Origin of the sequence: Pelomonas sp. KK5, from assembly GCF_001984095.1 — a bacterium.
Taxonomy (GTDB): Bacteria; Pseudomonadota; Gammaproteobacteria; order Burkholderiales; family Burkholderiaceae_C; genus KK5.
This window is the reverse complement of record NZ_LYVQ01000092.1, coordinates 1-24,625: the sequence shown is the minus strand read 5'-3', so window position 1 is coordinate 24,625 and position 24,625 is coordinate 1. Positions and strand designations below refer to the sequence as shown.

At 68.3% G+C, this 24,625-nt stretch carries 26 protein-coding genes; 5 read left to right on the top strand and 21 right to left on the bottom strand.

The window, feature by feature from the left end:
• The 8 genes from B0W88_RS15860 to cyoA all read right to left on the bottom strand — a co-directional run.
• Positions 1-663: BadF/BadG/BcrA/BcrD ATPase family protein (locus B0W88_RS15860; protein WP_144006792.1), on the bottom strand; the 663-nt coding region annotated here is incomplete at its 3' end.
• Positions 664-833: 170 nt separating this feature from the next.
• Complete coding sequence (locus B0W88_RS15855) at positions 834-1,385, bottom strand: response regulator transcription factor (protein WP_369973891.1); 552 nt, start codon at positions 1,383-1,385, stop codon at positions 834-836.
• Complete coding sequence (locus B0W88_RS15850; protein WP_077035615.1) at positions 1,369-2,643, bottom strand: ATP-binding protein; 1,275 nt, start codon at positions 2,641-2,643, stop codon at positions 1,369-1,371. The genes B0W88_RS15855 and B0W88_RS15850 overlap by 17 nt, the downstream gene beginning before the upstream one ends.
• On the bottom strand, positions 2,636-3,322 hold the full coding sequence (locus tag B0W88_RS15845; RefSeq protein WP_077035614.1) for an SURF1 family protein: 687 nt from the start codon (positions 3,320-3,322) through the stop codon (positions 2,636-2,638). The genes B0W88_RS15850 and B0W88_RS15845 overlap by 8 nt, the downstream gene beginning before the upstream one ends.
• 2 nt (positions 3,323-3,324) lie before the next feature.
• Positions 3,325-3,714 (bottom strand): cytochrome o ubiquinol oxidase subunit IV, encoded by a 390-nt coding sequence (cyoD, locus tag B0W88_RS15840; protein ID WP_077035613.1) that lies wholly within the window; start codon positions 3,712-3,714, stop codon positions 3,325-3,327.
• Positions 3,711-4,340 carry a cytochrome o ubiquinol oxidase subunit III gene (gene cyoC, locus B0W88_RS15835; RefSeq protein ID WP_077035612.1) on the bottom strand — a complete coding sequence of 210 codons (630 nt, stop codon included), beginning with the start codon at positions 4,338-4,340 and terminating at the stop codon, positions 3,711-3,713. The genes cyoD and cyoC overlap by 4 nt, the downstream gene beginning before the upstream one ends.
• Positions 4,337-6,328 (bottom strand): cytochrome o ubiquinol oxidase subunit I, encoded by a 1,992-nt coding sequence (gene cyoB / locus B0W88_RS15830; protein ID WP_077035611.1) that lies wholly within the window; start codon positions 6,326-6,328, stop codon positions 4,337-4,339. Before cyoB ends, cyoC begins: the two co-directional genes overlap by 4 nt.
• A gap of 17 nt (positions 6,329-6,345) precedes the next feature.
• Positions 6,346-7,452: a ubiquinol oxidase subunit II gene (gene cyoA / locus B0W88_RS15825; protein WP_083748816.1), complete on the bottom strand. Its 1,107-nt coding sequence runs from the start codon at positions 7,450-7,452 to the stop codon at positions 6,346-6,348.
• 208 nt (positions 7,453-7,660) lie between these two features.
• On the opposite strand from cyoA, the gene B0W88_RS15820 reads away from it, so the two are divergent.
• Positions 7,661-8,998 carry an MFS transporter gene (locus B0W88_RS15820; RefSeq protein WP_083748815.1) on the top strand — a complete coding sequence of 446 codons (1,338 nt, stop codon included), beginning with the start codon at positions 7,661-7,663 and terminating at the stop codon, positions 8,996-8,998.
• Positions 8,999-9,053: 55 nt separating this feature from the next.
• Here B0W88_RS15820 and B0W88_RS15815 read toward each other — a convergent pair whose 3' ends face one another.
• From B0W88_RS15815 to trpE, 6 genes are read right to left on the bottom strand one after another with little or no spacing between them, the layout of a single operon-like run.
• A complete protein-coding gene (locus tag B0W88_RS15815; protein ID WP_233151728.1) occupies positions 9,054-9,731 on the bottom strand; it encodes a uracil-DNA glycosylase in 678 nt (225 codons plus the stop codon).
• Between the two features lie 5 nt (positions 9,732-9,736).
• Complete coding sequence (gene trpC, locus B0W88_RS15810; RefSeq protein ID WP_077035609.1) at positions 9,737-10,525, bottom strand: indole-3-glycerol phosphate synthase TrpC; 789 nt, start codon at positions 10,523-10,525, stop codon at positions 9,737-9,739.
• Between the two features lie 9 nt (positions 10,526-10,534).
• Entirely contained in the window at positions 10,535-11,566 is a 1,032-nt protein-coding gene (gene trpD / locus B0W88_RS15805; RefSeq protein WP_077035608.1) for an anthranilate phosphoribosyltransferase, read from the bottom strand.
• 5 nt (positions 11,567-11,571) lie between these two features.
• Positions 11,572-12,600, bottom strand: a complete 1,029-nt coding sequence (gene ltaE / locus B0W88_RS15800) for a low-specificity L-threonine aldolase (protein WP_077035607.1) — start codon at positions 12,598-12,600, stop codon at positions 11,572-11,574.
• Positions 12,597-13,181, bottom strand: a complete 585-nt coding sequence (locus tag B0W88_RS15795) for an aminodeoxychorismate/anthranilate synthase component II (protein ID WP_077035606.1) — start codon at positions 13,179-13,181, stop codon at positions 12,597-12,599. Before B0W88_RS15795 ends, ltaE begins: the two co-directional genes overlap by 4 nt.
• Positions 13,182-14,669: an anthranilate synthase component I gene (gene trpE, locus B0W88_RS15790; protein WP_077035605.1), complete on the bottom strand. Its 1,488-nt coding sequence runs from the start codon at positions 14,667-14,669 to the stop codon at positions 13,182-13,184. It abuts the gene before it with no gap.
• Between the two features lie 317 nt (positions 14,670-14,986).
• Between trpE and B0W88_RS15785 the strand changes: the two genes are divergently transcribed.
• The gene (locus B0W88_RS15785; RefSeq protein ID WP_077035604.1) at positions 14,987-15,571 is read left to right on the top strand and encodes a chalcone isomerase family protein; all 585 of its coding nucleotides are present in this window, start codon (positions 14,987-14,989) and stop codon (positions 15,569-15,571) included.
• Here B0W88_RS15785 and gph read toward each other — a convergent pair.
• Entirely contained in the window at positions 15,531-16,223 is a 693-nt protein-coding gene (gph, locus tag B0W88_RS15780) for a phosphoglycolate phosphatase (protein ID WP_077035603.1), read from the bottom strand. The genes B0W88_RS15785 and gph overlap by 41 nt on opposite strands.
• Before the next feature lie 34 nt (positions 16,224-16,257).
• A complete protein-coding gene (gene acpA, locus B0W88_RS15775) occupies positions 16,258-17,952 on the bottom strand; it encodes an acid phosphatase (protein ID WP_077035602.1) in 1,695 nt (564 codons plus the stop codon).
• A 140-nt stretch (positions 17,953-18,092) separates the two neighbouring features.
• Here acpA and B0W88_RS15770 point away from each other — a divergent pair, with 140 nt between their 5' ends.
• Positions 18,093-19,316: a cytochrome-c peroxidase gene (locus tag B0W88_RS15770; protein ID WP_077035601.1), complete on the top strand. Its 1,224-nt coding sequence runs from the start codon at positions 18,093-18,095 to the stop codon at positions 19,314-19,316.
• Between the two features lie 5 nt (positions 19,317-19,321).
• Here B0W88_RS15770 and B0W88_RS15765 read toward each other — a convergent pair whose 3' ends face one another.
• Positions 19,322-20,359 carry a hypothetical protein gene (locus tag B0W88_RS15765; protein ID WP_077035600.1) on the bottom strand — a complete coding sequence of 346 codons (1,038 nt, stop codon included), beginning with the start codon at positions 20,357-20,359 and terminating at the stop codon, positions 19,322-19,324.
• A 108-nt stretch (positions 20,360-20,467) separates the two neighbouring features.
• On the opposite strand from B0W88_RS15765, the gene B0W88_RS15760 reads away from it, so the two are divergent.
• Together B0W88_RS15760 and B0W88_RS15755 are read left to right on the top strand one after the other, a co-directional pair.
• Positions 20,468-20,950, top strand: a complete 483-nt coding sequence (locus tag B0W88_RS15760; RefSeq protein WP_077035599.1) for a hypothetical protein — start codon at positions 20,468-20,470, stop codon at positions 20,948-20,950.
• A gap of 26 nt (positions 20,951-20,976) precedes the next feature.
• Entirely contained in the window at positions 20,977-21,900 is a 924-nt protein-coding gene (locus B0W88_RS15755; RefSeq protein WP_077035598.1) for a pseudouridine-5'-phosphate glycosidase, read from the top strand.
• 153 nt (positions 21,901-22,053) lie between these two features.
• Here B0W88_RS15755 and B0W88_RS15750 read toward each other — a convergent pair whose 3' ends face one another.
• From B0W88_RS15750 to rpe, 4 genes are all read right to left on the bottom strand, one after another.
• Complete coding sequence (locus B0W88_RS15750; RefSeq protein WP_077035597.1) at positions 22,054-22,998, bottom strand: OmpA family protein; 945 nt, start codon at positions 22,996-22,998, stop codon at positions 22,054-22,056.
• A gap of 20 nt (positions 22,999-23,018) precedes the next feature.
• The gene (locus tag B0W88_RS15745; RefSeq protein ID WP_077035596.1) at positions 23,019-23,396 is read right to left on the bottom strand and encodes a DUF4398 domain-containing protein; all 378 of its coding nucleotides are present in this window, start codon (positions 23,394-23,396) and stop codon (positions 23,019-23,021) included.
• Positions 23,397-23,493: 97 nt separating this feature from the next.
• Entirely contained in the window at positions 23,494-23,949 is a 456-nt protein-coding gene (locus B0W88_RS15740) for a low molecular weight protein-tyrosine-phosphatase (protein WP_077035595.1), read from the bottom strand.
• On the bottom strand, positions 23,946-24,625 hold a 680-nt coding region (gene rpe, locus B0W88_RS15735), incomplete at its 5' end, for a ribulose-phosphate 3-epimerase (RefSeq protein ID WP_233151727.1). The genes B0W88_RS15740 and rpe, both read right to left, overlap by 4 nt.

Here is a 24,625-nt window from a genome sequence, read left to right as displayed (position 1 = left end):
CACCAGCGGCGCCAGCGTCGCGAAGCCCGCCTGGCCCGCGGCCACCTTCCAGGCGAGGATCGCGCTGCGCTCGCGGCCGACCACGTCGAGCACCGCTGCCGACAGCGAGCCCGCCTCGGCCCGGCCGTCCAGCACCTGCTGCGCATGGCCGATCGCCTTCAGGCCCAGCCAGGCGCCGCTGCCTTCATCGCCACCGATCCAGCCCCAGCCGCTGCTCACGGCCCGCGAGCCGTCGCGCCGCAGCGCCTCGCCGATGGTGCCGGTGCCGGCCGCCAGCACCACGCCGGGCTGGCCCGCATGGGCGCCCAGCAGCGTGGTCCAGCCGTCGCTGTCCAGGGCCAGCAGCGCGTAGCCGGGTTGCTGCTCGATGAAATCGCGGACCTTGGCTTCGATGCTGACGCCGGAGAGACCCAGGCCGATCGCGCAGGCGGACGGCGCAGGCGGCTCGATGCCCGCCACACGGGCGGCGGCAGCGATCGCCTCGCCGATGTGGCGCCAGGCCTGCTCGGCGCCCTGGCCGAGGGCGGACGGGCCGGACTCGCCCTGGGCGAGCTCAGCGCCGTCGACGGTGGCCAGGCGCACCCGGGTGCCGGTGCCGCCGCCGTCCACGCCGATCAGATAACGCGGCTCCGCGCCAGAGGAAACAATAAGGCTGGTGTTCATTATTAATACCAGTTTAGTACCACGCGGAACACCGCGTCAATGGTCACCGAGCCTTGTCACTGCTTTGACATGGGATTCACTCCGCAGCAATGCGGAGCGGCCGCTACCTCGGCCTCAACAATACCAATCTAGAACCATGTCTGCGATTGGTAGCAGCCCTATGGGACCGGCTATTTGACCTGCTGCTTGCCGAGCTTGCGGGCCAGGGTCCGCCGGTGCATGCCCAGGCGGCGGGCGGTTTCCGAGATGTTGAAGCCGGTCTCGGCCAGCGTCTCGTGGATGCGCTCCCATTCGAGCGTCTTGATGGACGAGGACCGGTTGGTCAGCTCGACCTCGGTGCTGCCTTCGGCACGGCCGAAGGCCGCTTCGATGTCGTCGGTGTTGGAGGGCTTGGCCAGGTAGTGGCAGGCGCCGAGCTTGATCGCCTCGACGGCGGTGGCGATGCTGGCGAAACCGGTCAGCACGACGATCAGCATCTCCGGATCGTGCGCGTGCAGCGCCTGCACGCAGGCCAGGCCCGAGGCCTCGCCGTTGAGCTTGAGGTCGACGACGGCATAGCCGGGGGTCTGTTTTTCCAGCAGCGGCTGCAGTTCATCGAGGCTGCTGGCATGGGCGACCGCATAGCCGCGCCGCTCGAAGGAGCGGGCCAGCGTGCGCGCGAACGCGGCGTCGTCCTCGACGATCAGCAGGTGGCGCTGCTGCTCTTCAGCTTCTTCCATCATCCTCATCATCCAGCGTCAGCGCCGCGAGCGGCAGGGTCAGCGTCACCACGGCGCCGGGGCCATCGTCGCGGTTGCGGGCGGTGACGCTGCCGCCCAGCGTGCGCGCCACGTTCATCACCAGGAACAGCCCCAGGCCGCTGCCGGGCCGGCCCTTGGTGGACTGGTAGGGCTTGCCCAGCGTCGCCAGCATCGCCGCCGGGAAGCCCGGGCCGGCGTCGGTAACGGCGAGCACCAGCGCCTCGTCCTCGCGCCGCAGTTCCACCGCGATGAAGCGCGGCGACGCCTCCTGCGCATTGTCCAGCACGTTGCAGATCATCTGCTTGACGGCGGAGTCGGCGGCCATCGGCAGGTCGTCTCCGAACCTGTTCTCATAACGGAACTTCTCGACGGACCGCGTGGTGCGCCATTCGGCCACCAGGCCGTCGATGAACTGGCAGACGGTGGTCCGCGCCGAATCCTCGCCACGCGCCTCGCCGGCCGACATCAGGATGCCGCTGACGATAGCCTTGCAGCGCAGCACCTGCGTCTGCATTTCCACCACCTCCTCCAGCAGTTCGGGGTCGCAGGTGAAGGCCGGCATGCGCCGCCAGTCGCCCAGGATCACCGCCAGCGTCGCCAGCGGCGTGCCGAGTTCGTGCGCCGCGCCGGAGGCCAGCAGGCCCATGCGGACGATGTGCTCCTCCTCGGCCGCCCGCTGGCGCAGCGCGGCCAGGCCCGCATCGCGCTCGCGCAGGTTGCGGGTGATGCGGGTGATCATGAAGACCAGCAGGCCGGCGCTCAGCACGAAGCAGATGAACAGGCCCTCGATCTCCATGTCCTGCGGCAGCGGCAGCGGCTTGGCGAACAGCGCCAGCAGAGCGAAGCAGGCACTGGTGACGGCCACCAGGATCCAGGTCGAGCGCGGCTGCAAGAGCACCGCGCCGAGGATCACCTGCAGCAGGTAGAGGAACACGAAGGGGTTGCTGGCGCCGCCGCTGAGGTACAGCTGCGCCGTCAGCAGCGCCACGTCCACCAGCAGGGCCCCCAGCAGCTCGGCGTTGCTGACCTCGCGCTGCCGGTGCCAGCGCAAGAGGCTCGCGCCGTTGAAGGCCACCAGGCAGCCGAGCACGACCTGCATCAGGTCGATCGGCAGCGGGATGTCCAGGCCGCGGTAGGCCAGCTCGATGGTGACGAACTGCCCCAGCACCGCGACCCAGCGCAGCTGGATCAGCTGCTGCATGTTCTTGAAGCCGGTGGTGAGGCCGTCGGGGCTAAGCATGCGCGGATTGTTGCCGCAACACGAGCCAGCCCGCGCCGACGCACATCAGGGCGAGGCCGAACCAGGTCAGCGCGTACACCAGATGGCTGTTGTGGAACGAGATCACCGTCAGCCCGCCTATGGGCAATGCAGGCAACGTGCCGGCCGGCGCCGCGTCCGCATCGAGGAAACGGCCGGGCAGGAACTTTCCACCACCGATAGCCTCCACATCCCGAGAGAACCAGCGGCCGGCGGCCGGCTCGTTCTTGCGCAGAAAGCCGCCGCCGGGTTCGCTCAAGCGCAGCAGGCCGGTCAGCTGAACCTCGCCGTCAGGCCCGGTGCGCACCGCCTCGCGCGACTCGGCCGGCACGAAGCCGCGATTGACCAGCAACTGCGAACCATCGGCCCGCAGCAGCGGCGTCATCACCCAGTAGCCCGAGCCTTCCTTCGTCACCGCCTGCGTGAACACCTGCGCCTCGTAGCGGTAGCGCCCGCTGACGCGCACATGCAGGTACTCGTCATCGCCGAACGCCGACGGCAGCTCGACCGGCGCGGCATGCACCCGTGCTTCAACGCGATCGATCAGCGCCAGCTTCCACGCCCGCCGCTCGACCTGCCACACGCCCAGTGCGCAGAAGCCAAAAAAAAGCAGCGCCAGCAAAGCCAGCGCCGCTCCTCGTTTCCGATTGCCCAGGGCCATCGTCAGGGCATCTGCTTCATCTCGCCCGGGGTCATCTGCGGCATCATGTTCGCGTTCATGTGATACATGACCCAGATCGAGCCGCTCAGCGTGATCACCACCAGCACGATCGTGAAGATCAGCGCCAGCATCGACCAGCCGCCTTCGCTCTTCGTGCTCATGTGCAGGAAATAGATCATGTGGACGACGATCTGCACCGCGCCGAAGGCCAGGCAGACGAGCGCCGTCGTGCTGGGCTTGTCGAAGACCTTGGCCATCACCAGCCAGAACGGGATCGCCGTCAGGATCACCGACAGGATGAAGCCGGTGACATAGCCCTTGAAGCTGCTGTGCGGCACCTCGAAGCCATAGTCTTCGTGGCCGTCATGAGAAGAGTGGTGATTGCCGCTCATGCCATCGATCCCATCAGGTAGACAAAGGTGAACACGCCGATCCAGACCACGTCCAGGAAGTGCCAGAACAGCGACAGGCAGTACAGGCGGCGGCGGTTGGCGTTGCTGAGGCCATGCTTGCCGACCTGCACCATCAGCACGATCAGCCAGACGATGCCGAAGGTGACGTGCAGGCCGTGCGTGCCGACCAGCGTGAAGAAGCTGCTGAGGAAGGCGCTGCGCTGCGGGCCCGCGCCCTCGTGGATCAGGTGCGCGAACTCATACAGCTCGAAGTACAGGAAGGCCAGGCCGAACAGGCCGGTGATGGCCAGCCAGAAGAGCATGCCCTTCACCTTGTTGGCCTGCATCTGCAGCACCGCGAAGCCGTAGGTGATCGACGAGAACAGCAGCATGGACGTGTTCAGCGCCACCAGCGGCAGGTCGAACAGCTCCTTGCCCGAAGGGCCGGCCGCATAGCTGTGGCCCAGCACGCCGTAGACCGCGAACAGGCAGGCGAAGATCAGGCAGTCGCTCATCAGGTAGAGCCAGAACCCGAGCAGGGTGCCGTTCTCGACGTGATGCTCTTCCTTCAGGTAGAAGCGCTCGCTGCCCGTTGCAGCGGTGTTGATCGCGTGGGTGTTACTCATGCTGCCAGCATCCGGGTGCGCTCGCCTTCAGTGCGGACGACCTCGTCCGCCTTGATGTAGTAGTCGCGCTTGTAGTTGAAGGTATGGACGATCGTGTAGATCACCGTCGCGGCGAAGCCCACCGCGGCGATCAGCCACATGTGCCAGATCATCGCGAAGCCGAACACCGTGGACAGGCCCGCCAGGATGATGCCGGCGCCGGTGTTCTTCGGCATGTGGATGTCGATGAAACCGCTGGTCGGGCGCTGGAAGCCGCCCTTCTTCATGTCCCACCAGGCATCGCTGTCATGGATGACCGGGGTGAAGGCGAAGTTGTAGTTGGGCGGCGGAGACGAAGTGCTCCATTCGAGCGTGCGGCCGTCCCACGGGTCGCCGGTCACGTCGCGCAGCTTCTCGCGGTTCTTGATGCTGACCGCGATCTGGATCAGGAAGCAGCCGATGCCGGCGGCGATCAGCAGCGCGCCGAAGGCGGCGATCTGGAACCAGATCTGCAGCGACGGGTCCTCGAAGTGGCTCAGGCGGCGGGTCACGCCCATCAGGCCCAGCACGTACAGCGGCGTGAAGGCGAACCAGAAACCGATCTGCCAGAACCAGAACGAGCAGCGGCCCCAGAAATCATCGAGCTTGAAGCCGAAGGCCTTCGGGAACCAGTAGTTGATGCCCGCCATCAGGCCGAACAGCACGCCGCCGATGATCACGTTGTGGAAGTGGGCGATCAGGAACAGGCTGTTGTGCAGCACGAAGTCCGCCGGGGGCACGGCCAGCAGCACGCCGGTCATGCCGCCGATCACGAAGGTGACCATGAAGCCCACCGTCCACAGCATCGGCACCTCGAAGCGGATGCGGCCGCGGTACATCGTGAACAGCCAGTTGAAGATCTTCGCCCCGGTCGGGATCGAGATGATCATCGTCGTGATGCCGAAGAAGCTGTTCACGCTGGCGCCGCTGCCCATCGTGAAGAAGTGGTGCAGCCAGACGAGGTAGGACAGGATGGTGATCACCAGCGTCGCGTAGACCATCGACGCGTAGCCGAACAGGCGCTTGGACGAGAAGGTGGCGACGACTTCCGAGAACACGCCGAACACCGGCAGCACCAGGATGTAGACCTCGGGGTGGCCCCAGATCCAGATCAGGTTCACGTACATCATGGCGTTGCCGCCGAAGTCGTTCGAGAAGAAGTTCGTGCCGACGTAGCGGTCCAGCGAGAGCAGGGCCAGCACGGCCGTCAGCACCGGGAAGGCGGCGATGATCAGCGTGTTCGTGCACAGCGCGGTCCAGGTGAACACCGGCATGCGCATCAGGCCCATGCCCGGCGCGCGCATCTTGACGATTGTCACCAGCAGGTTCACACCCGACAGCAGCGTGCCGATACCGGCGATCTGCAGCGACCAGATGTAGTAGTCCACGCCAACGTCAGGGCTCGCCAGGATGCCCGAGAGCGGCGGATACGCCAGCCAGCCGGTGCGCGCGAATTCGCCGACGAACAGCGACATCATCACCAGCACCGCGCCGGAGGTGGTCATCCAGAAGCTGAAGTTGTTCAGGAAGGGGAAGGCCACGTCGCGCGCGCCGATCTGCAGCGGCACGACGTAGTTCATCAGGCCGGTGACCAGCGGCATCGCCACGAAGAAGATCATGATCACGCCGTGCGCCGTGAAGACTTGGTCGTAGTGGTGCGGCGGCAGGAAGCCGTTGTTGTCGCCGAAGGAGAGCGCCTGCTGGGCGCGCATCATCACCGCGTCCGCGAAGCCGCGCAGCAGCATGATGATGCCCAGCACCATGTACATGATGCCGATCTTCTTGTGGTCGATGCTGGTGAACCACTCGCGCCAGAGGTAGCCCCAAAGCTTGAAGTAGGTCAGTGCGCCCAGCACCACCGCGCCACCGAGCGCCACCATGGCGAAGGTGGCGAGCAGGATGGGCTCGTGGAAGGGGATCGCGTCCCAGCCGAGGCGGCCGAGCAGCAGGGTCTGGATGTCCATGGTCATGGCGTCTGGCTTGATCGTTATTGCCGGGCAGCCGGCTCTTCGTTCGCAGACACGGTCTGCGCCGTGGGCGTGATGCCGCCGGGGTTCGCCGGCGTGCACAGCGCGGCCACGTAGGTGCGGCCCTTGTCCGTGCGCAGCTCGCTGATGCCCAGCTTGCGCAGCGTGGCTTCGTCGAGCTTGGCGAGGTTGTAGATGCCGGGCGCGCCGCCCAGGCCACCGCTGGCGTCGATGGCCATCATGTCCTTCTGGCACATCTTGTTCGGCTCGGCGCAGCGGTTGTAGATCGCGTCGTACAGGCCCGGCTCCACGGAGGCGTAGCGGCGCACCGGCTCCTTCTCGCTGGGCTGGGCCAGCTTCAGGTACTCGCCGCGCGACAGTTGGCCCGCGCCGCCGGCCGCCTTGTTCTTCTCCACCCAGGCGGCGAAGTCGGCATCGCTCAGGCTCAGGAAGCGGAACTTCATGTGCGAGAAGCCCGCGCCGCTGTAGTTGGACGAGAAGCCTTCGAAGTTGCCAGGCTTGTTGCTCACCGCGTGCAGCTGCGTCTGCATGCCGGGCATCGCGTAGACCATGCCGGCCAGCTCGGGCACGTAGAAGGCGTTCATCACGTTGGAGGCCGTCAGCTTGAACTGGATCGGGCGGTCCACCGGCGCAGCCACTTCATTGACCAGGGCGATGCCCTGCTCGGGGTAGATGAACAGCCACTTCCAGTCCAGCGCCACCACTTCCACCACCAGCGGCTTCGTGTCGGCGGCGACCTTGCGCTGCGCGTCGATGCGCTTGAGGCCTCGGTACGGGTCCATCGTGTGGGTGCTGATCCAGGTCAGCGCGCCCAGGGCGATGATGATCAGCAGCGGCGCCGCCCAGATGATCAGCTCCAGCTGCGTGGAGTGATCCCAGTCGGGACGGTAGTCGGCGGCCTTGTTGGAGGCGCGGAACTTCCACGCGAACCACAGCGTCAGCACGATCACCGGCACGACGATCAGCAGCATCAGCACGGTCGACTGCACGACCAGCTTGGCCTGCTGCGACGCGATGTCGCCGGAAGGATTCAGGACCACTGTGTTGCAACCCGCCAGCAAAACGACGGGCAGCAGCGACAGCATGAGGCTGCGAAGGGTCTTCATACGGTCTTGCTGGGATTGGGAATCGGATTTGGGCAATTTCGAGGAGGCGCGCAGAATCTACGTCGAAGCCGGCCGTTAGGGTATTGGACGTTTTGTCCTATGGCATCAAAGTCCGAGCAATGCGATCCTGCGAACCTCCCGGGAATAGCCTGGGAATCGGCCCTCCGGTCGATCCGTAGAAATTCCACGTTAGACGCGAGCACGCACGATGTCCAGCATCAGCAGCCATGACCAGCACAATCTCTCGCCCCGGGAGATGGAGCGCGACACCCGCGCCCATACTTCGCATGACGGCATCAAGCCCAGCGAGATCGCCGTCGGCGTGATCGTCGGCCGCGCGTCGGAGTATTTCGACTACTTCGTCTACGGCATCGCCTCGGTGCTGGTGTTCCCGGAAATCTTCTTCCCCTTCGAGCTGCGGCTGGAAGGCACGCTGTGGTCCTTCGTGATCTTCGCGCTGGCCTTCATCGCCCGCCCGATCGGCACGGTGATCTTCATGAAGATCCAGCAGCGCTGGGGCCGCGGCATCAAGCTGACCGGCGCGCTGTTCCTGCTGGGCGTGTCCACCGCCGGCATCGCCTTCCTGCCGGGCTATGCCCACATCGGCGCGTGGTCGATCGGCCTGCTGTCGGTGCTGCGTTTCTTCCAGGGCATCGCGCTGGGCGGCTCCTGGGACGGCCTGCCCTCGCTGCTGGCCCTGAACGCGCCGGAGAAGCGCCGCGGCTGGTACGCGATGGTGCCGCAGCTGGGCGCGCCGATCGGCTTCCTGGTCGCCGCCGCGCTGTTCCTGTTCCTGCACAGCAGCCTGGAGCCCGAGGACTTCATGGACTGGGGTTGGCGCTACCCGTTCTACGTGGCCTTCGCGATCAACGTCGTGGCCCTGTTCGCCCGCCTGCGCCTGGTCGTCACCAACGAGTACGACGCGCTGCTGGAGCAGAACGAGCTGGAGCCGGTGCCCGTCGGTGAACTGATCCAGAACCGCGGCAGCAACGTGGTGATCGGCGGCTTCGCCGCGCTGGCCAGCTATGCGCTGTTCCACCTGGTCACGCTGTTCCCGCTGTCCTGGATCGTGCTGCACGCCTCGCAGCCGGTGAATGACGTGCTGACGATCGAGCTGATCGGCGCGGTTCTGGGCTTCGCCGGCACCATCGCCTCCGGCTGGATCGCCGACCGCTACGGCCGCCGCAACACGCTGGGTGTGCTGGCCATGCTGATCGCCGTGTTCAGCGGCTTCTCGCCGACGCTGCTGAACGCCGGCGTGCTGGGCGAGAACCTGTTCATCCTGATCGGCTTCGCGCTGCTGGGCCTGTCCTACGGCCAGGCCGCCGGCGCCACGTCCGCCAACTTCGGCCCGCGCTATCGCTACACCGGCGCGGCGCTGACCTCCGACTTCGGCTGGCTGGTGGGTGCGGCCTTCGCGCCGCTGGTGGCGCTGGGCCTGTCGGCCCATTTCGGGCTGGCCTACCTCAGCCTGTATCTGCTGTCCGGCGCGGCCTGCACCGGCGCGGCGCTGGGGCTGAACAAGTCGCTGGAAATCAAGGACTGATTCTTTTCTCAGTGCCCCGAAATGAAACGGCCACCGCGAGGTGGCCGTTTTTCATTCAGAGACCGAAATCGATCGGCCGGCCCCGCTCGGATAACCAGTGACGTGCGGTGGAGAAATGCCCGTTGCCGATGAAGGGCACCGGCGGGCGGGATGCCGACAAGGGCGAAGGGTGATTCGATTGCAGGATCAGGTGGCCGTGGCCTTCCTCGATCAGCGGCGCCTTGGCCTGCGCGTGCGCGCCCCACAGCATGAAGACCTTGGGCGCCGGATCGGCCGCCACGGCCGCGATCAGCGCATCGGTCAGTTGCTCCCAGCCGCGCTTGGCGTGGCTGGCGGGCTGGCCGTCCTCGACCGTCAGGCTGGTGTTGAGCAGCAGCACGCCGCGCTGGGCCCACTCGCCCAGGTGGCCGTTCATCGGCGGCTGCTGGCCCAGGTCGCGCTGCAACTCCTTGAAGATGTTCTTCAGGCTCGGCGGGAGCTTGCGCAGGTCGGGCTGCACGGAGAAGGCGAGGCCCTCCGCCTGGCCAGGGCCGTGATACGGATCCTGGCCGAGGATCACGACGCGAACGTCGGCCAACGGCGTCAGCCGCAAGGCGCGGAACGGGTCCGGCGGATAGATCGTCGCGCCGGCCGCCTCGCGCTCGGCGAGATAGGCCAGCAGCTTCTGCCCGGCCGGGCCGGCACGCCAGGCGTCCAGCACCGGCTGCCATCCGGGGTCGACAGCGAAATTCATCATGCTCAAGCGAACAGCCCTTCCAGCGCCACGCCCGGGTCAGGCGCCCGCATGAAGGTCTCGCCGACCAGGAAGGCGTTCACGTTCGCCGCGCGCATCTGCTGCACGTCGGACTTCGTGACGATGCCGGATTCGGTCACCAGCAGCCGGTCCGCCGGCACCTTGGGCAGCAGGCCGATGCTGGTCTGCAGGCTGACCTCGAAAGTGCGGAGGTTGCGGTTGTTGATGCCGACGAGCGGCGTCTTCAGCTTCAGGGCACGTTCGAGTTCCTCGCCGTCGTGGACCTCGACCAGCACGTCCAGCTTCAGGTGGTGCGCCACCGCTTCCAGGTCGGCCATCTGCGCATCGTCCAGGCAGGCGGCGATCAAGAGGATGCAGTCGGCCCCGATCGCCCGGGCCTCGAAGACCTGGTACTCGTCGATCATGAAGTCCTTGCGCAGGACGGGCAGATCACAGGCGGCGCGGGCCTGCTGAAGGTAGGCGTTAGCCCCCTGGAAGAACTTCTCGTCGGTCAGAACGCTCAGGCAGGCGGCGCCGTGCTTCGCGTAGCTCTCGGCGATGGCCGCCGGCTGGAAGTCCGGCCGGATCACGCCCTTGCTGGGGCTGGCCTTCTTGATCTCGGCGATCACGCCGGCCTGGCCCGCGGCGATCTTGCGGCGCAGCGAGGCCTCGAAGCCGCGCACGTCGGTGCGGCCCTCGGCCTCCTCGCGGATGCTGGCCAGCGAGCGATGCTTGCGCGCCGCCGCCACTTCGTCGACCTTGACCTCGACGATCTTGTTCAGGATGTCGGACATGAGGACTGCTTACTTTCCGAGGGCTTGGGTCGTCGCGACGAACTGGTCGAGCTTCTTGCGGGCGGCGCCGCTGGCGATGGCTTCACGGGCCAGCGCGATGCCGCCGGCGATCGAATCAGCCACATTGCCCGCATAGAGCGTGGCGCCGGCGTTCAGGATCACGATGTCGCGGGCGGCGCCCTCCTCGTTTTCCAGCGCGCCGATCAGCATGCGCTTGGATTCCTCCGGGCCGGCCACCTTGAGACTGCGGTTGCTGACCATGGCCAGGCCGAAGTCCTCGGGATGGATCTCGTACTCGCGCACCTCGCCGTTCTTCAGCTCGCCCACCAGCGTGGCGGCGCCGAGCGACACCTCGTCCATGCCGTCCTTGCCGTAGACCACCACCGCATGCTCCGCGCCCAGGCGCTGCATCACGCGCACCTGGATGCCGACCAGGTCGGGGTGGAACACACCCATCAGGATGTTGGTCGCGCCGGCCGGGTTGGTCAGCGGGCCGAGGATGTTGAAGATCGTGCGCACGCCCAGCTCGCGGCGCACCGGCGCGATGTTCTTCATCGCCGGATGGTGGTTGGGCGCGAACATGAAGCCGATGCCGCAGCTACGCACGCTCTCGGCGACCAGCGCCGGCGCCAGGTTGATGTTGGCGCCCAGCGCTTCCAGCACGTCCGCGCTGCCGGTCTTGCTCGACACGCTGCGCCCGCCGTGCTTGGCCACCTGCGCGCCCGCGGCGGCGGCGACGAACATCGAGCAGGTCGAGATGTTGAAGGTATGCGCGCCATCGCCGCCGGTGCCGACCACGTCGACCAGGTTCGGATGCGGCGGCACCGGCACCTTGTTGGACAGCTCGCGCATCACCTGCGCGGCGGCCGTGATCTCGCCGATGGTCTCCTTCTTGACGCGCAGGCCCATCAGCAGGCCGGCCGCGATCACCGGCGACATCTCGCCGCCCATGATCCGGTGCATCAGCGCCAGCATCTCGTCGTGGAAGATCTCGCGGTGCTCGATGACGCGGGTCAGGGCTTCGGAATCGGAAATGGCCATGATGCTCAGGCTCCCAGGTATTCGCGAACGGCGGAAACAGCCCGGTCGACGCCCTCGGCATCGACGTCCAGGTGGGTGACGAAGCGCAGCCGGTACAGGCCGGTGGCCAGCACGCCGCGCGATTTGAGGTGCTCCATCAGGCCAGTGGCCTTGGGGCCGATGAGGTCGGCGAAGACGATGTTCGTCTGCGGCGCCTCGACGGTGAGGCCGGGCAGGCCTTGCAGGCCTTCGGCGAGCCGCTTCGCCAGCGCATGGTCATCGGCGAGCCGCGCGACGTGATGGTCGAGCGCGTGGTTCGCAGCCGCCGCCAGGAAGCCGGCCTGCCGCATGCCGCCGCCGGTCATCTTGCGCCAGCGGCGCGCCTGGCTGATGAAGTCCTTGTTGCCCAGCAGCACCGAGCCGACCGGGGCGCCCAGGCCCTTGGAGAAGCAGACCGAGACGCTGTCGAAGTGACGCGTTATGTCGACGGCGGCGGCGTAGGGATCGCCACCGGCAGCCACGGCCGCGTTGAACAGCCGCGCGCCGTCCAGATGCCGCGCCAGGCCGTGCTTCTTCGCCAGTTCCGATGCGGCGGCCAGGTAGGACAGCGGCAGCACCTTGCCGCCGATCGTGTTCTCCAGCGTCAGCAGCCGCGTCTTCGCGAAGTGCGCGTCATTGGGCTTGATATTGGCCTCGATGTCGGCCAGCGCCAGGCTGCCGTCCGGCTGGTGGTTCAGCGGCTGCGGCTGGATGGAGCCCAGCACCGCGGCGCCGCCGCCTTCCCAGCGGTAGGTGTGGGCGAACTGGCCGACGATGTACTCGTCGCCGCGCTGGCAGTGCGTCATCAGCCCGCAGAGGTTGCTCTGCGTGCCGCTGGCCATGAACAGGCCCGCCTCGAAGCCGAGGCGCTCGGCCAGGGCCGCTTGCAGCGCGTTGACGCTCGGGTCGTCGTTGAACACGTCGTCGCCGAGCGGCGCGGCCATCATGGCGGCGCGCATCGCGGCGGTCGGTTGCGTGACGGTATCGCTTCTCAGGTCGACCGGTTTGTTGCTCATGCGGCAAGCTCCAGGAAGTTCTTCAGCATTGCGTGCCCATGCTCGGACAGGATCGATTCGGGGTGGAACTGCACACCCTCCAGCGGGTTCTTCGTGCCCGCCAGCGCGCGGTGGCGCACGCCCATGATCTCGCCGTCCTCGCTGCGCGCGCTGATCTCCAGCTCCGCCGGCATCGTGGCTTCCTCGATCACCAGCGAGTGGTAGCGGATCACGCTGAAGTCCTTGGGCAGGCCGGTGAAGACGCCGCGCTGGTCCGTGCCGATCGTGCTGGCCTTGCCGTGCATCTGCGTCTTCGCGCGGATGATGCGACCGCCCAGCGCCTGGCCGATGCTCTGGTGGCCCAGGCACACGCCGAGGATCGGCAGCTTGCCGACGTAGGTCCTGATGGCTTCCACGCAGACGCCGGCTTCCGTCGGCGTGCAGGGGCCGGGCGAGAACACCAGGTGATCGGGCTTCAGCGCGCCGATCTCCTCGACGGTGATCTCGTCGTTGCGCACCACCTTCACCTCGGCGCCCAGTTCACCGAAGTACTGGACGAGGTTGAACGTGAAGCTGTCGTAGTTGTCGATCATCAGCAGCATTTAGAAGCCCTCCTCGACCAGCTCGGCCGCGCGGATCAAGGCGCGCGCCTTCGCCTCGGTCTCTTTCCACTCCATCTCCGGCACCGAGTCCGCCACGATGCCCGCCGCGGCGGACACATACAGCGTCTGGTCCTGGATCACCCCCGTTCGGATCGCGATCGCCAGGTCCATGTCGCCGGCGAAGCTGAGGTAGCCGCAGGCGCCGCCGTAGATGCCGCGCTTGACCGGCTCGAGCTCGTCGATGATCTCCATCGCGCGGATCTTGGGCGCGCCGCTGAGCGTGCCGGCCGGGAAGGTGGCGCGCAGCACGTCCATGTTCGACAGGCCCTTCTTCAGCGTGCCCTCGACGTTGGAGACGATGTGCATCACATGCGAGTAGCGCTCCACCGCGAAGGCGTCGGTCACCTCGACCGAGCCGGTCTCGGCGATGCGGCCGATGTCGTTGCGGGCCAGGTCGATCAGCATCAGGTGCTCGGCGCGCTCCTTCGGGTCGGCCTTCAGCTCGACTTCGAGCGCATGGTCCAGCGCCGGCGTGGCGCCGCGCGGGCGGGTGCCGGCCAGCGGGCGGATCGTCACCTGCTCGTCGTGGTTCTCCATGCGCTCGTGGCGCACCAGGATCTCCGGAGAGGCGCCGACGATCTGGAAGTCGCCCATGTCGTAGAAGTACATGTACGGGCTCGGGTTCAGCGAACGCAGCGCGCGATACAGCGACAGCGGCGACTCGGTATAGCGCTTGGCCAGCCGCTGCCCCACCACCACCTGCATGCAGTCGCCGGCGGCGATGTATTCCTTGGCCGCCAGCACCGCGGCCTCGTACTCGGCCTTGCCGAAATCGCGCTGCACCGGATGCGACTGGCCGCGCTTCACCTGCGGCGCCGAGACGCTGTAGGCCAGCTTGTCGCGCAGCTCGGTCAGGCGTTTCTTGGCGCGGAAGTAGGCCTCCGGCTGCGAGGGGTCCGCGTAGACGATCAGATAGAGCCGGCCCGACAGGTTGTCGATGACGGCCAGCTCCTCGCACTGCAGCAGCATCACGTCGGGCGTGTCCAGGCCGCCGGCCTTCTCGGTCTTCGCCAGCTTGGGCTCGATGTAGCGCACCGCGTCATAGCCGAAGTAGCCGGCCAGGCCGCCGCAGAAGCGCGGCATGCCGGGCCGCAGCGCCACCTTGAAGCGCTGCTGGTAGGCCTCGATGAACTCGAGCGGGTTGCCCTCGTTCGTCTCGACGACGCGGCCTTCGCGCAGCACCTCGGTCTTCTGGCCATGGCTCTTGAGCACCGTGCGCGCCGGCAGGCCGATGAAGGAGTAGCGGCCGAAGCGCTCGCCGCCGACGACGGATTCGAGCAGGAAGCTGTAGCGCCCCTGGCCGGCGCCGGCGCAGAGCTTGAGGTACAGGGAGAGCGGGGTTTCGAGATCCGCGAAGGCCTCGCTGATCAGCGGGATGCGGTTGTAGCCTTGGGCGGCCAGGCTCTGGAATTCAAGTTCGGTGATCATCACGTCAGACCCTTGTGGCAAGGGCGCGCGCGATCCACGTCAGCATGAGGATGGGGAGCGGCGCGCCTCGGAATTCAGGGCGCCGCCAGGCAGCGTGATGCCGGCGGCGTCGTCAATCGGCAGCGGAATATGAGGAGCAGCCACGCCAGGGCCAGGCTCCCCGGTCGTTCGACCCCTTGATGTGCGTGCGCGCGATGAACATGATGCGGGCCAGTGTATCAGCGACATCGCGGCAGGCCGGGGCGTGAACTCCATCGCAGACGCCGATGCGGCATAACGCCGACAATCCACGCCATCCATAACGTTGGGATTGGCTCATGTTCAAGTCATTGCTCGCGCTGGCTGTCGCGCTCGGCGTGCAGTTCGGTGCCCAGGCCGAGGTGGTCGAAGTCGCCGGGGTCAAGTACGAGACCGTCAATGACGTGGGCGGCCAGAAGCTCCAGCTCAACGGCGCCGGCATCCGCTACAAGGCCGTGTTCAAGGTCTACACCGCCGGCCTCTACACCGCCACCAAGGCCACGACCGCGGACGCCGTGATCAACGGCGCCGGCGCCAAGCGCATCCACATCGTGGCGCTGCGCGACATCAACGGCAACGACCTGGGCAAGCTCTTCACCAAGGGCATCGAGGAGAACTCCACCCGCGAGGAATTCGCCAAGTCGATCAACGGCGTGCTGAAGATCTCCGAGCTGTTCGCCGCCAAGAAGGAACTGCGCAAGGGCGAGGAGTTCTCGGTCGACTGGGTGCCGAACACCGGCGCCATCGTCACCGTCAACGGCGTGCAGCAGGGCGCGCCGATCAAGGAATACGAGTTCTACGCCGCGCTGCTGCGCATCTGGCTGGGCAAGGCGCCGGCCGACTTCATGCTGAAGGACGCGCTGCTGGGGCAGAAGGCGCGCTGAGCGCGATCTGATCCAGTCGGTCCAGGTGCTGCAGCGCAGGCACCGCATCGATCGGGGCCCCGTGGTTGTAGCCATAACGCACCAGCACGACGGGGCATCCGGCCGCCGCGGCGGCGCGCGCGTCGTTGCTGGAGTCGCCGATCATCCAGGTGTCCGAGGGACTCGTGCCCAGCGCTTCGCAGGTCTTCAGGAGCGGCAGCGGGTCGGGCTTCTTGCGCGCGAAGTCGTCGCCGCCGAAGACCTTGTCGAAATAGCCTGACAGGCCCTTCTTCGCCAGCAGCTCGCGGGCGAAGGCCGCCGGCTTGTTGGTCAGGCAGGCCATCGGCCGCCCCGTGGCGCGCAGCTGGTCCAGCCCCTCGACGACGCCGGGGAAGACCTCCGAGTGCAGGCCGTTCAGCTCGGTGTAGTGATGCTGGTAGCGCTGCCAGGCCCGTTCGTACAGCGCCGCATCGCCGCCCACATGGGCCAGCGTGCTGCGGATCAGGTGCTCGCTGCCCTGCCCCACGGTGAGCTCGACGAAGTCGCGTCCGACCGGCGGCAGGGCCAGTTCGTCCAGCACACGGTTCAGGACGGCGACGAAGTCGCCGAGGGTGTCGACCATCGTGCCGTCGAGGTCGACGATGAAGGCGGCAGGTGGCGTCAGAAGGCTCATCGACGCATTGTGCCGCCCATGCCTCAGCGCACCATCAGTTCAGCCGCAGCGCGTTGGTCATGTCACCCATCGGCTGGCCGCCGGCCGTCTTCAGCGCGGCGTCGCGCGCCGCCAGGCCCGGCAGCACGTCCAGGCCGAAGCGGCGCGTGATCAGGCGCAGCACCGAGGCGGTGTCGTACTGGGTGTGGTCCACCGTGCCGGCCTTGGACAGCGGGGAGATGATCAGCGCGGGGATGCGGGTGCCGGGGCCCAGCTTGTCGCCCTTGGGCGGGGACACGTGATCCCACTGGCCGCCGTTCTCGTCGTAGGTGACGACGATCACCATGTTCTTCCACTGCGGGCTGGCCTGCAGCTTGGCCACCAGGTCGGCGATCTTCTGGTCGGCGTTGGCGATGTTGGCGTAGCCGGGGTGCTGGTTGTACAGGCCCTCGGGCTTGTAGAACACGACCGAGGGCAGCGTGCCGGCGGCGGCGTCGGCAACCAGGTCGTTGTAGTCCTTCAGGTGGGTCGTGCGATCGGTGGCGTGGCTGACCGGATCGAAATTGGCGTAGTAGTTGAACGGGTGGTGATGCGGCTGGAAGTCCACGTTGGCGGTGGTGGCCACGCCGTTGGAGTTGCCGGCGTAGATCACCGAGCGCGGCGCGGTCGAGGCCTGCATGCCGTCCTGCAGCGCGGCGTTCCACGAGCCCGCGTACCAGGCCCAGGTGACGCTCTTGGCGCTCAGCAGGTCGCCGATGTTCTGCTGGGTCTGCGGCGGCAGCGTCGTGGCCTTGCTGGTGTCGGCGAACAGCGCGCCGCTGCCGGAGACACCGGCCGGCGCGTTGCCGCTGGGCTGGTACGGCGCCTGCATCGTGTTGACCGCGTAGAACTTGCCGTCGCCGAAGTAGTTGGCCGGGGTGATGTTGCCGCTGAGCGTGAAAGTCGCGGTACCGTCGAGTGCGGACGCCTTGGAGGTGCTCGCGCGGGTCAGGCTGGAGGTGTAGCTGCCGTCGCTGTTCTTGTCGACCACGGCGATGGTCGGCTTGGCGGCCGCCGTGTCGGCGTTCGGGAACTCGGGCGCGCAGGCGCAGATCAGGTACTGGTGGTTCAGGAAGGAGCCGCCGAAGGCGCCCTGGAAGAAATTGTCGGCCAGCGTGTACTGCTGGGCCAGCTTGTACAGCGGAGAAGCGCTGTAGTCGAAGTAGCCCATCACCAGGCCGCCGGCATCGGCCCAGGCGGCGAACATGTCGTTCTTGCCGCCGTTGATCTGCATCTGGTTCTCGAAGAAGCGGTGGTACAGGTCGCGGGTGACGACGCTGCCGTCGATCGTCGCATTGGCGCTGGCCTTGAAGGCGGTGCCGATGTTGAACGGCCCGTTGGCCAGGCCGGCGCTCTGCGCCTGCGTCACGGTCACGCTGCTGCCGGCGGCGGTCACGCCACCCCAGACCGGCGGCAGCGTGGCCAGCGTGGTGGCGCCGTCGCGGTCCTTCTGCACCACGTAGGTGGCGGTGACCTTGCCGCTGCTGTCGACGACGGTGCTCAGGCCGTTGGCGCCGGGGAAGTTGCCGTACAGGTTGTCGAAGGCGCGGTTCTCCGCGTAGATGACGACGATGTTCTGCACCCGCGACTTCAGCTGGGTCGTGATGTCCACGTCGTTGGGTTCGCCTTCGAGGCAGCCACCCAGCGACAGCAGGGAGGCCAGGGCGACCGGCGTCAACAGGGCGTACGGGCGGAACGATGTTTTCTTCATGGCTTCTGGTGCTTGGCTTCACCCGGACATTCGGGCGCTACCGTCGAGTCTGCGATCACTTCGTGACAAGGCCGTGTCGGCAAGGCACCCCGGTCCACGGTGTCACGCCAGCATCACGAGACTCGGCTAGGCTCGGCCGGATGCTCCGGTCCCTGCCCGCCTCGTTCCTGCTGCTGATGCTGGTCGCCGCCACGGCGCCGGCCGCCGACACCGGCAAGCCCACTGCCTTCTACGCCACTGCGTTCGAGCGCCGCGCCAGCCCGCAGGAGCTGACCGAACTCGGCCGCCGCCTGTTCTCGGAGCCCGCGCTGTCCGCCTCGGGCCGGGTGTCCTGCTCGGCCTGCCACGATCCCGCGCATGCCTATGGCCCGCCGAATGCGCTGGCCGTGCAACTGGCCGGCCCCGACGGCAAGCGGCCGGGCGTGCGCGCCGCGCCCTCGCTGATGTACCGGCAGACGACGCCGCCCTTCTCCGAGCACTTCTTCGACAACGACGGCAACGACAGCGCCGACCAGGGCCCCACCGGCGGCTTCGCCTGGGACGGCCGCGCCGCCTCGGCCCACGAGCAGGCCGAAGCCCCGCTGCTCTCGCCCTTCGAGATGGCCAACACCGATCGCCGCGCGGTCATCGCCCGGCTGTCCGCATCGCCCGCCGCCCCGGCGATGCGCGCGACCTTCGGCGCCCATGTGCTCGATGACCCGCAACGGGCCTGGAACGGCCTGGTGCTGGCGCTGGAGGTGTTCCAGCAGAGCCCGGCCGACTTCTCGCCGTTCCGCAGCAAGTACGACGCCTACCTGCGCGGCCAGGCGCAGCTGAGCCCGGCCGAGGCGCGCGGCCTGTCGGTGTTCAACGATGCGGGCAAGGGCAACTGCGCCGCCTGCCATCCGGGCGCGGTCAAGCGCGGCGCCTTCCCCCTGTTCACCGACATGGGCTTCATCGCGCTGGGCGTGCCGCGCAACCCGGCCATCCCGGCCAACCGCGACCCGCGCTTCACCGACCAGGGCCTGTGCGGCCCGCTGCGCACCGACCTGCGCGAGCACCCCGAATATTGCGGGCTGTTCAAGACACCCTCGCTGCGCAACGTCGCGACCCGCAGCGTCTTCTTCCACAACGGCGCGATGCGCAGCCTCGAGGAGGCGGTGCGCTTCTACGCCCAGCGCGACAGCCGGCCCGGCCGCTTCTACCCGCGCGATGCGCAGGGCCGTGTGCGCAAGTACGACGACCTGCCAGCCGCGGCGCACGGCAACGTCAACACGGAGCCGCCCTTCGGCCAGAAGCCGGGCGAGCCGCCCGCCCTGAGCGAGCGGGACATCGCCGACGTGGTGGCCTTCCTGAAGACGCTGACGGATCAGCCGGCGCACTGAGGCCGTCAGGCCTCTGCGCCACACGCGGCCGACTCCGGCTCCTGCGCCGGGCTGCGCTCATGCAGGTCCACGATCACGCCCTGGCGCAGCGCCGCCTTGGCCGACTCCAGCCGCTCGATGCCGCAATGGACCATCAGCGTGTAGAGGATCGCGAGGCCGCCGGGCAGCACGCTGCGGCGGCGCTCCTTGAGGCCGGGCAGTTCGAGCGCCGCCACATGGCCGCGCGCCACGCAGTGCTCGATCAGCCAGCGCAGGCCGTCCCGGGTCAGCGCTCCGTCGGTGATGCCATTGCGCTCGAGCACCGCGGCGATGGTGCCGGCGGTGCCGGAGGAGCCCATCGCCTCGTCGAAGCGCGGCGCCGCGAAGGCCGCCAGCGGCGCGCCGGCCATCGCCTCGGCCACGGCCTGCTGCGCGGCGCGGAAGCCCGCCGCGCACATCGCGCCGTCTGCGAAGAAACGCTGCGACAGGCTGGCACTGCCGACCGGCAGCGAACGCACCGCGTGCAGGTCGCGCCCGCGGCCGATCGCGAGCTCCGAGGATCGGCCACCGATGTCGATGACCAGCCGCGGCCGTGGCGAGGGGTGCAGGAAGGACACGCCGGCAAAGATCAGCCGGCCTTCCTCGTCCCCGCTGATCAGCTCGATCGGCAGGCCCAGCAGCGCCTCGGCCCGCTCCAGGAACTCGTCGCGGTTGCGCGCCTCGCGCAGCGTCTGCGTGGCCACCGCGCGCACGCGGCGTGGCCGCAGAAGCGCCAGGTCGGCGGCGAACTGCTCGATGCAGCGCAGGCCCCGCCCGATCGCTTCCTGCGACAGCAGGCTCCGCTCACACAAGGCAGTACCCAGGCTGACCATCTCCTTGCGCAGATGCAGCCGCTCGTAGCCGCCCTCGGGCAGCACGCGCCCGACCTCAAGCCGGAAGCTGTTGGACCCGAGGTCGATCGCGGCCAGGGCCGTCGACGAGGCATACAGCGCCTCCAGCATGGCGAGATCGATCAGGTTCGCGGCCCGGCCTCGCGAGCGCCCACGCAGGGAAGAGAAAGCCATGGCGCGCGACGATAGGGCTTCATTGTGAAAGCCGGTTGACAAGCCCTCGTCGTTGTCATCGGGCTGTCGCAGTCGTTTCACAAGCGGCGTCGATGATGGACGCGCGCCATGTTCGATCACCTCATCCCCCGCAAGACCGACGCCGCCCGCGCGCTGCTCCAGCAGCCGGCGGCGCGCCAGCGCCTGGCGCCCGGCCTGCGCATGCTGCTGATCACGATCGACGGCCGGCGCAGCTTCGCCGAGCTGCGCAGCGTCGCTGCAGGCCTGGGCCTGGTGGCGCCCGAAGCCTTCGAGCAGTTGCGGGCCGCGGCGCTGGTCGCCTGGGGCGAGGAGCAAGCGCAGGCCGCAGTGCCAACGCCACCGACGAACGCCGAGCGCGCCGCCCGCCTGGTGCGCGCCAAGTTCTTCGCGCTGGACCTGGCCGCGCGCATGCTGGCCGGCCGCGACCAGCCATTGCGCGAGCGGGCCCGCGAGGTGGACAGCGAATCGCGCTTCCAGGCCTGGCTGGAGGAATGCGCAGCCGCCATCGCGCAAGCCGGCGACGCGCAGCGCGCCGCGCTGTTCCTGGAACGGGTGGCCGCTTCCGCCTGAGCCACGCGACGCGCGACACTCGCGCGATGGACAAGACCGCCGCCCTCCGCTTCCTCGACCACAGCCCCGAAGTTGCCGCCGCGCTTGCCGACGGGCGGCCCGTTGTCGCGCTGGAGTCGACCATCATCGCCCACGGCATGCCCTGGCCCCATAACGTCGAGACCGCACGGCAGGTGGAGCAGATCGTGCGCGACGAGGGCGCGACGCCGGCCACCATCGCGGTGATCGATGGCCGCATCCGCATCGGCCTGGACGACGCGCAGCTCGAACGCCTGGCCCGCGAGCCGGCGCTCAAGCTGAGCCGCCGCGACCTGCCCTATGCCGTCGCCACCGGCGCCCTGGGCGCCACCACGGTGGCCGCGACGATGATCTGCGCGGCGCTGGCCGGCATCGAGGTCTTCGTCACCGGCGGCATCGGCGGCGTGCACCGCGGCGCCGAGGCGTCCTTCGACATCTCGGCCGACCTGCAGGAACTGGCCCGCACACCGGTGGCCGTGGTCTGCGCCGGGGCCAAGTCCATCCTGGACATCGGGCTGACGCTGGAATACCTGGAGACCCACGGCGTGCCGGTGCTCAGCACGGGGCAGGACAACTTCGCCGCCTTCTACACGCCGGACAGCGGCTTCAAGGCCGACTTCCGCCTCGACGAGCCGGCGGCGCTGGCGCGCTTCATCCGTGCGAAATGGGCGTTAGGGCTGGGAGGGGGCGTCGTGGTCAGCAATCCGGTGCCCGGTGCGCAGGCCATGCCGAAGGCGGAGATCGACGCGATCATCGAGGCCGCGCTCGCCGAGGCCGATGTGCAAGGCATTGCCGGCAAGGCCGTCACGCCCTTCCTGCTGGATCGGATCAAATCGCTGACCGGCGGTCGCAGCCTCGCCACCAATATCGCCCTCGTCAAGAACAACGCCCGCCTCGGCGCCCAGCTCGCGCTGGCGCTGAAGCGGGCGTGATGGCACGAGCCATCGCGGGCCGAGCGCCGGGCCGCCCCAAGCCGGCCCGCAGGCGTCACCCGGCGCTCGATGCGTCGGGTGGCGTCGTCCCCTCGGGGGACCGACAAGACTCGCGCGCGTTCAGCGCCGCGAGACTGGGCGAGGGGCTTCGTCTCAGCGCCGCGCCACCTGGCCGTGCAGATCGGCCAGCAGGATCTCGACCCGACGGTTCATCTGGCGGCCCGAGGCACTGTCGTTGCTGGCCACCGGATAGGACTCGCCGAGGCCGCGGGCGCCGATGCGGTCGCCGGTGACGCCCTGGCCGATCAGCGCCTGGCGCACCGATTCGGCCCGGCGCTGCGACAGCGACTCGTTGTAGGCCGCGGTGCCGGTGCTGTCGGTGAAGCCTTCCACCTGCACCTTGCGGCCCGCGTCCTCGCGCAGCAGCTTGGCCAGCTTCTCGATGCTGCGCATCGCGCCGGGCTTCAACTCCGCCCGGTCGGTGTCGAACAGCACGTCGTTGATCGTCACCACCATGCCGCGGTCGGTCTGCTTGGCGTTCAGCTCCTGCAGCAGGATCACCAGTTCGGCGTTGCGCGCCTGGGTATCGGCGGCATTGGCCTGGGCGTTCTCGGCGTCGCGCCGGGCGGCGTCGGCCTGCTGCTGTGCGATCAGCGCCTGGCCCTGCGCGGCCTGCGCCTGGGCCTGGGCGTTCTCGGCGTCCATGCGGGCGTTGTCAGCCTCGCGGGTGCGGGCCTCCAGTCGGATGCGGTCGCGTTCGAGCTTGGCCTGTTCCGCGCTGCGCTCGGCACCCTTGCGCTGCGCCACCTCGGTGGCGATGGCGACCTTCTGGCGGGCCTCGTAGGCCAGATGGTCGACGTGGCGTGGCTGCTCGTGTTCGCTGTAGGCACGGTCGGCGCGGTCCAGCGCGGCCTTGGCCTGCAGCATCTCGCCGCCGGCGTATTCCTGCGTGGCCGGGTCGCCGGCCGCCGCGTTGTAGGCCGCGTGGGCGTCCATCAGGGTGGGGTTGTCCGCCTGCAGGCTGCTGCAGGCGGACAGGGCCAGGGCCATCGCCGCACCGGCGAGGACGCTGATCTTCGACGTCATGTTCTTGTTCATGGCATACCTCGGTTCATCACTCAGTTCGACTTGCGGTTGACCTCGTCGGCCAGCGCCTGGTTGGCCTGCTGCAGGTCGTCGGCGGACTTGCGCGAGCGGGCGGCCAGGGCCTTCTGCTCGGCCAGGCGGGCGTCGATGGTGGCCTCGCGGGCCAGGGCCAGCGCCACGTCGTTGCGGCGCGAGTCGCGTTCAGCGCGCGCGCGGTCCAGCTTCTCGCGGGCCATGCGCAGTTCGGTCGGGGCGGACTCGGCCGCGCCAGCGCTGACGGCGCTGTTGACCGCGGCGCTGGAGATGGCGAGCTCCGCATCGGGCGGCGGGGTGCTGGCGCAGGCGGTCATCAGCAACGCACCGAGCGCTGCCGCCGCGAGGGCCAGCCGGGAACGTGCATGAGAAGGCATGCGGGTCTCCTGGCTTGTTCGGATGGAACAACTCTAGGAGCAGCCCGGCAGGGCCAGGTGTAGGACGAGGGCGCGGCCCTCGGTCGGAGCGGTGCTCTTACAGGCGTCCGTTGCGGATCGCCTCGCCGACGCCGGCGATGCCCTGCTCGATCAGCTTCAGCGCGTTGTCGAAGCCGGCGGCCGGGCCGTAGTACGGGTCGGGCACGTCCTGGCCCGCCAGCGCCGGCACGAAGTCCAGCAGGCGGCGCACCTGGGCGCGCGCGCCCTCGGGCTTGTTCTTGAGCAGGTCGGCGAGGTTGTAGCCGTCCATCGCCAGGATCAGGTCATAACGCTCGAAATCAGCGGGGTCGAACTGGCGCGAGCGGAAGCGCCGCGGCGGCTTGATGCCCGCCCGCTCCAGCGCGGCGGCGGCGCGCGCGTCCATCGGCCCGCCGACGGCGCTGGTGCCGGCCGAGGCGACATCCTTCAGCTCCGGCAGCCGCGCCCGCAGCACCGCCTCGGCGGTGGGCGAGCGGCAGATGTTGCCGAGGCAGACGAACAGGACTCTGGTCATTTCGCCAACTCGGCGCGCATCGCATCGATGACGCTCTTGTAGTCCGCCTTGCCGAAGATCGCCGAGCCGGCCACGAAGGTGTCGGCGCCCGCATCGGCGATCTGGCGGATGTTGTCGACCTTCACGCCGCCGTCGATCTCCAGCCGGATGTCGCGGCCGCTCTTCTCGATGATGCGGCGCGCCTGCTCGAGCTTCTTCAGCGCGGAAGGAATGAAGCTCTGGCCGCCGAAGCCGGGGTTGACGCTCATGATCAGCACCAGGTCGACCTTGTCGATCACCCAGTCCAGCACGTCCAGCGGCGTGCCCGGGTTGAACACCAGGCCCGCCTGCTTGCCCTCGGCCTTGATCAGCTGCAGCGTGCGGTCCACATGCTTGGACGCCTCGGGATGGAAGCTCACCAGGTCGGCGCCGGCCTTGGCGAAGGCCACGGCCAGCGCGTCGACCGGCTCCACCATCAGGTGCACGTCGATCGGCGCGGGCGTGCCGTCGGGCTTGACCGCATGCTTGCGCAGCGCCTCGCAGACCATCGGGCCGAAGGTCAGGTTCGGCACGTAATGGTTGTCCATCACGTCGAAGTGGATCCAGTCGGCGCCGGCGGCCAGCACATTGCGGACTTCCTCGCCCAGGCGGGCGAAGTCGGCCGAGAGGATGCTGGGGGCGATGCGGTAGGTGGGGG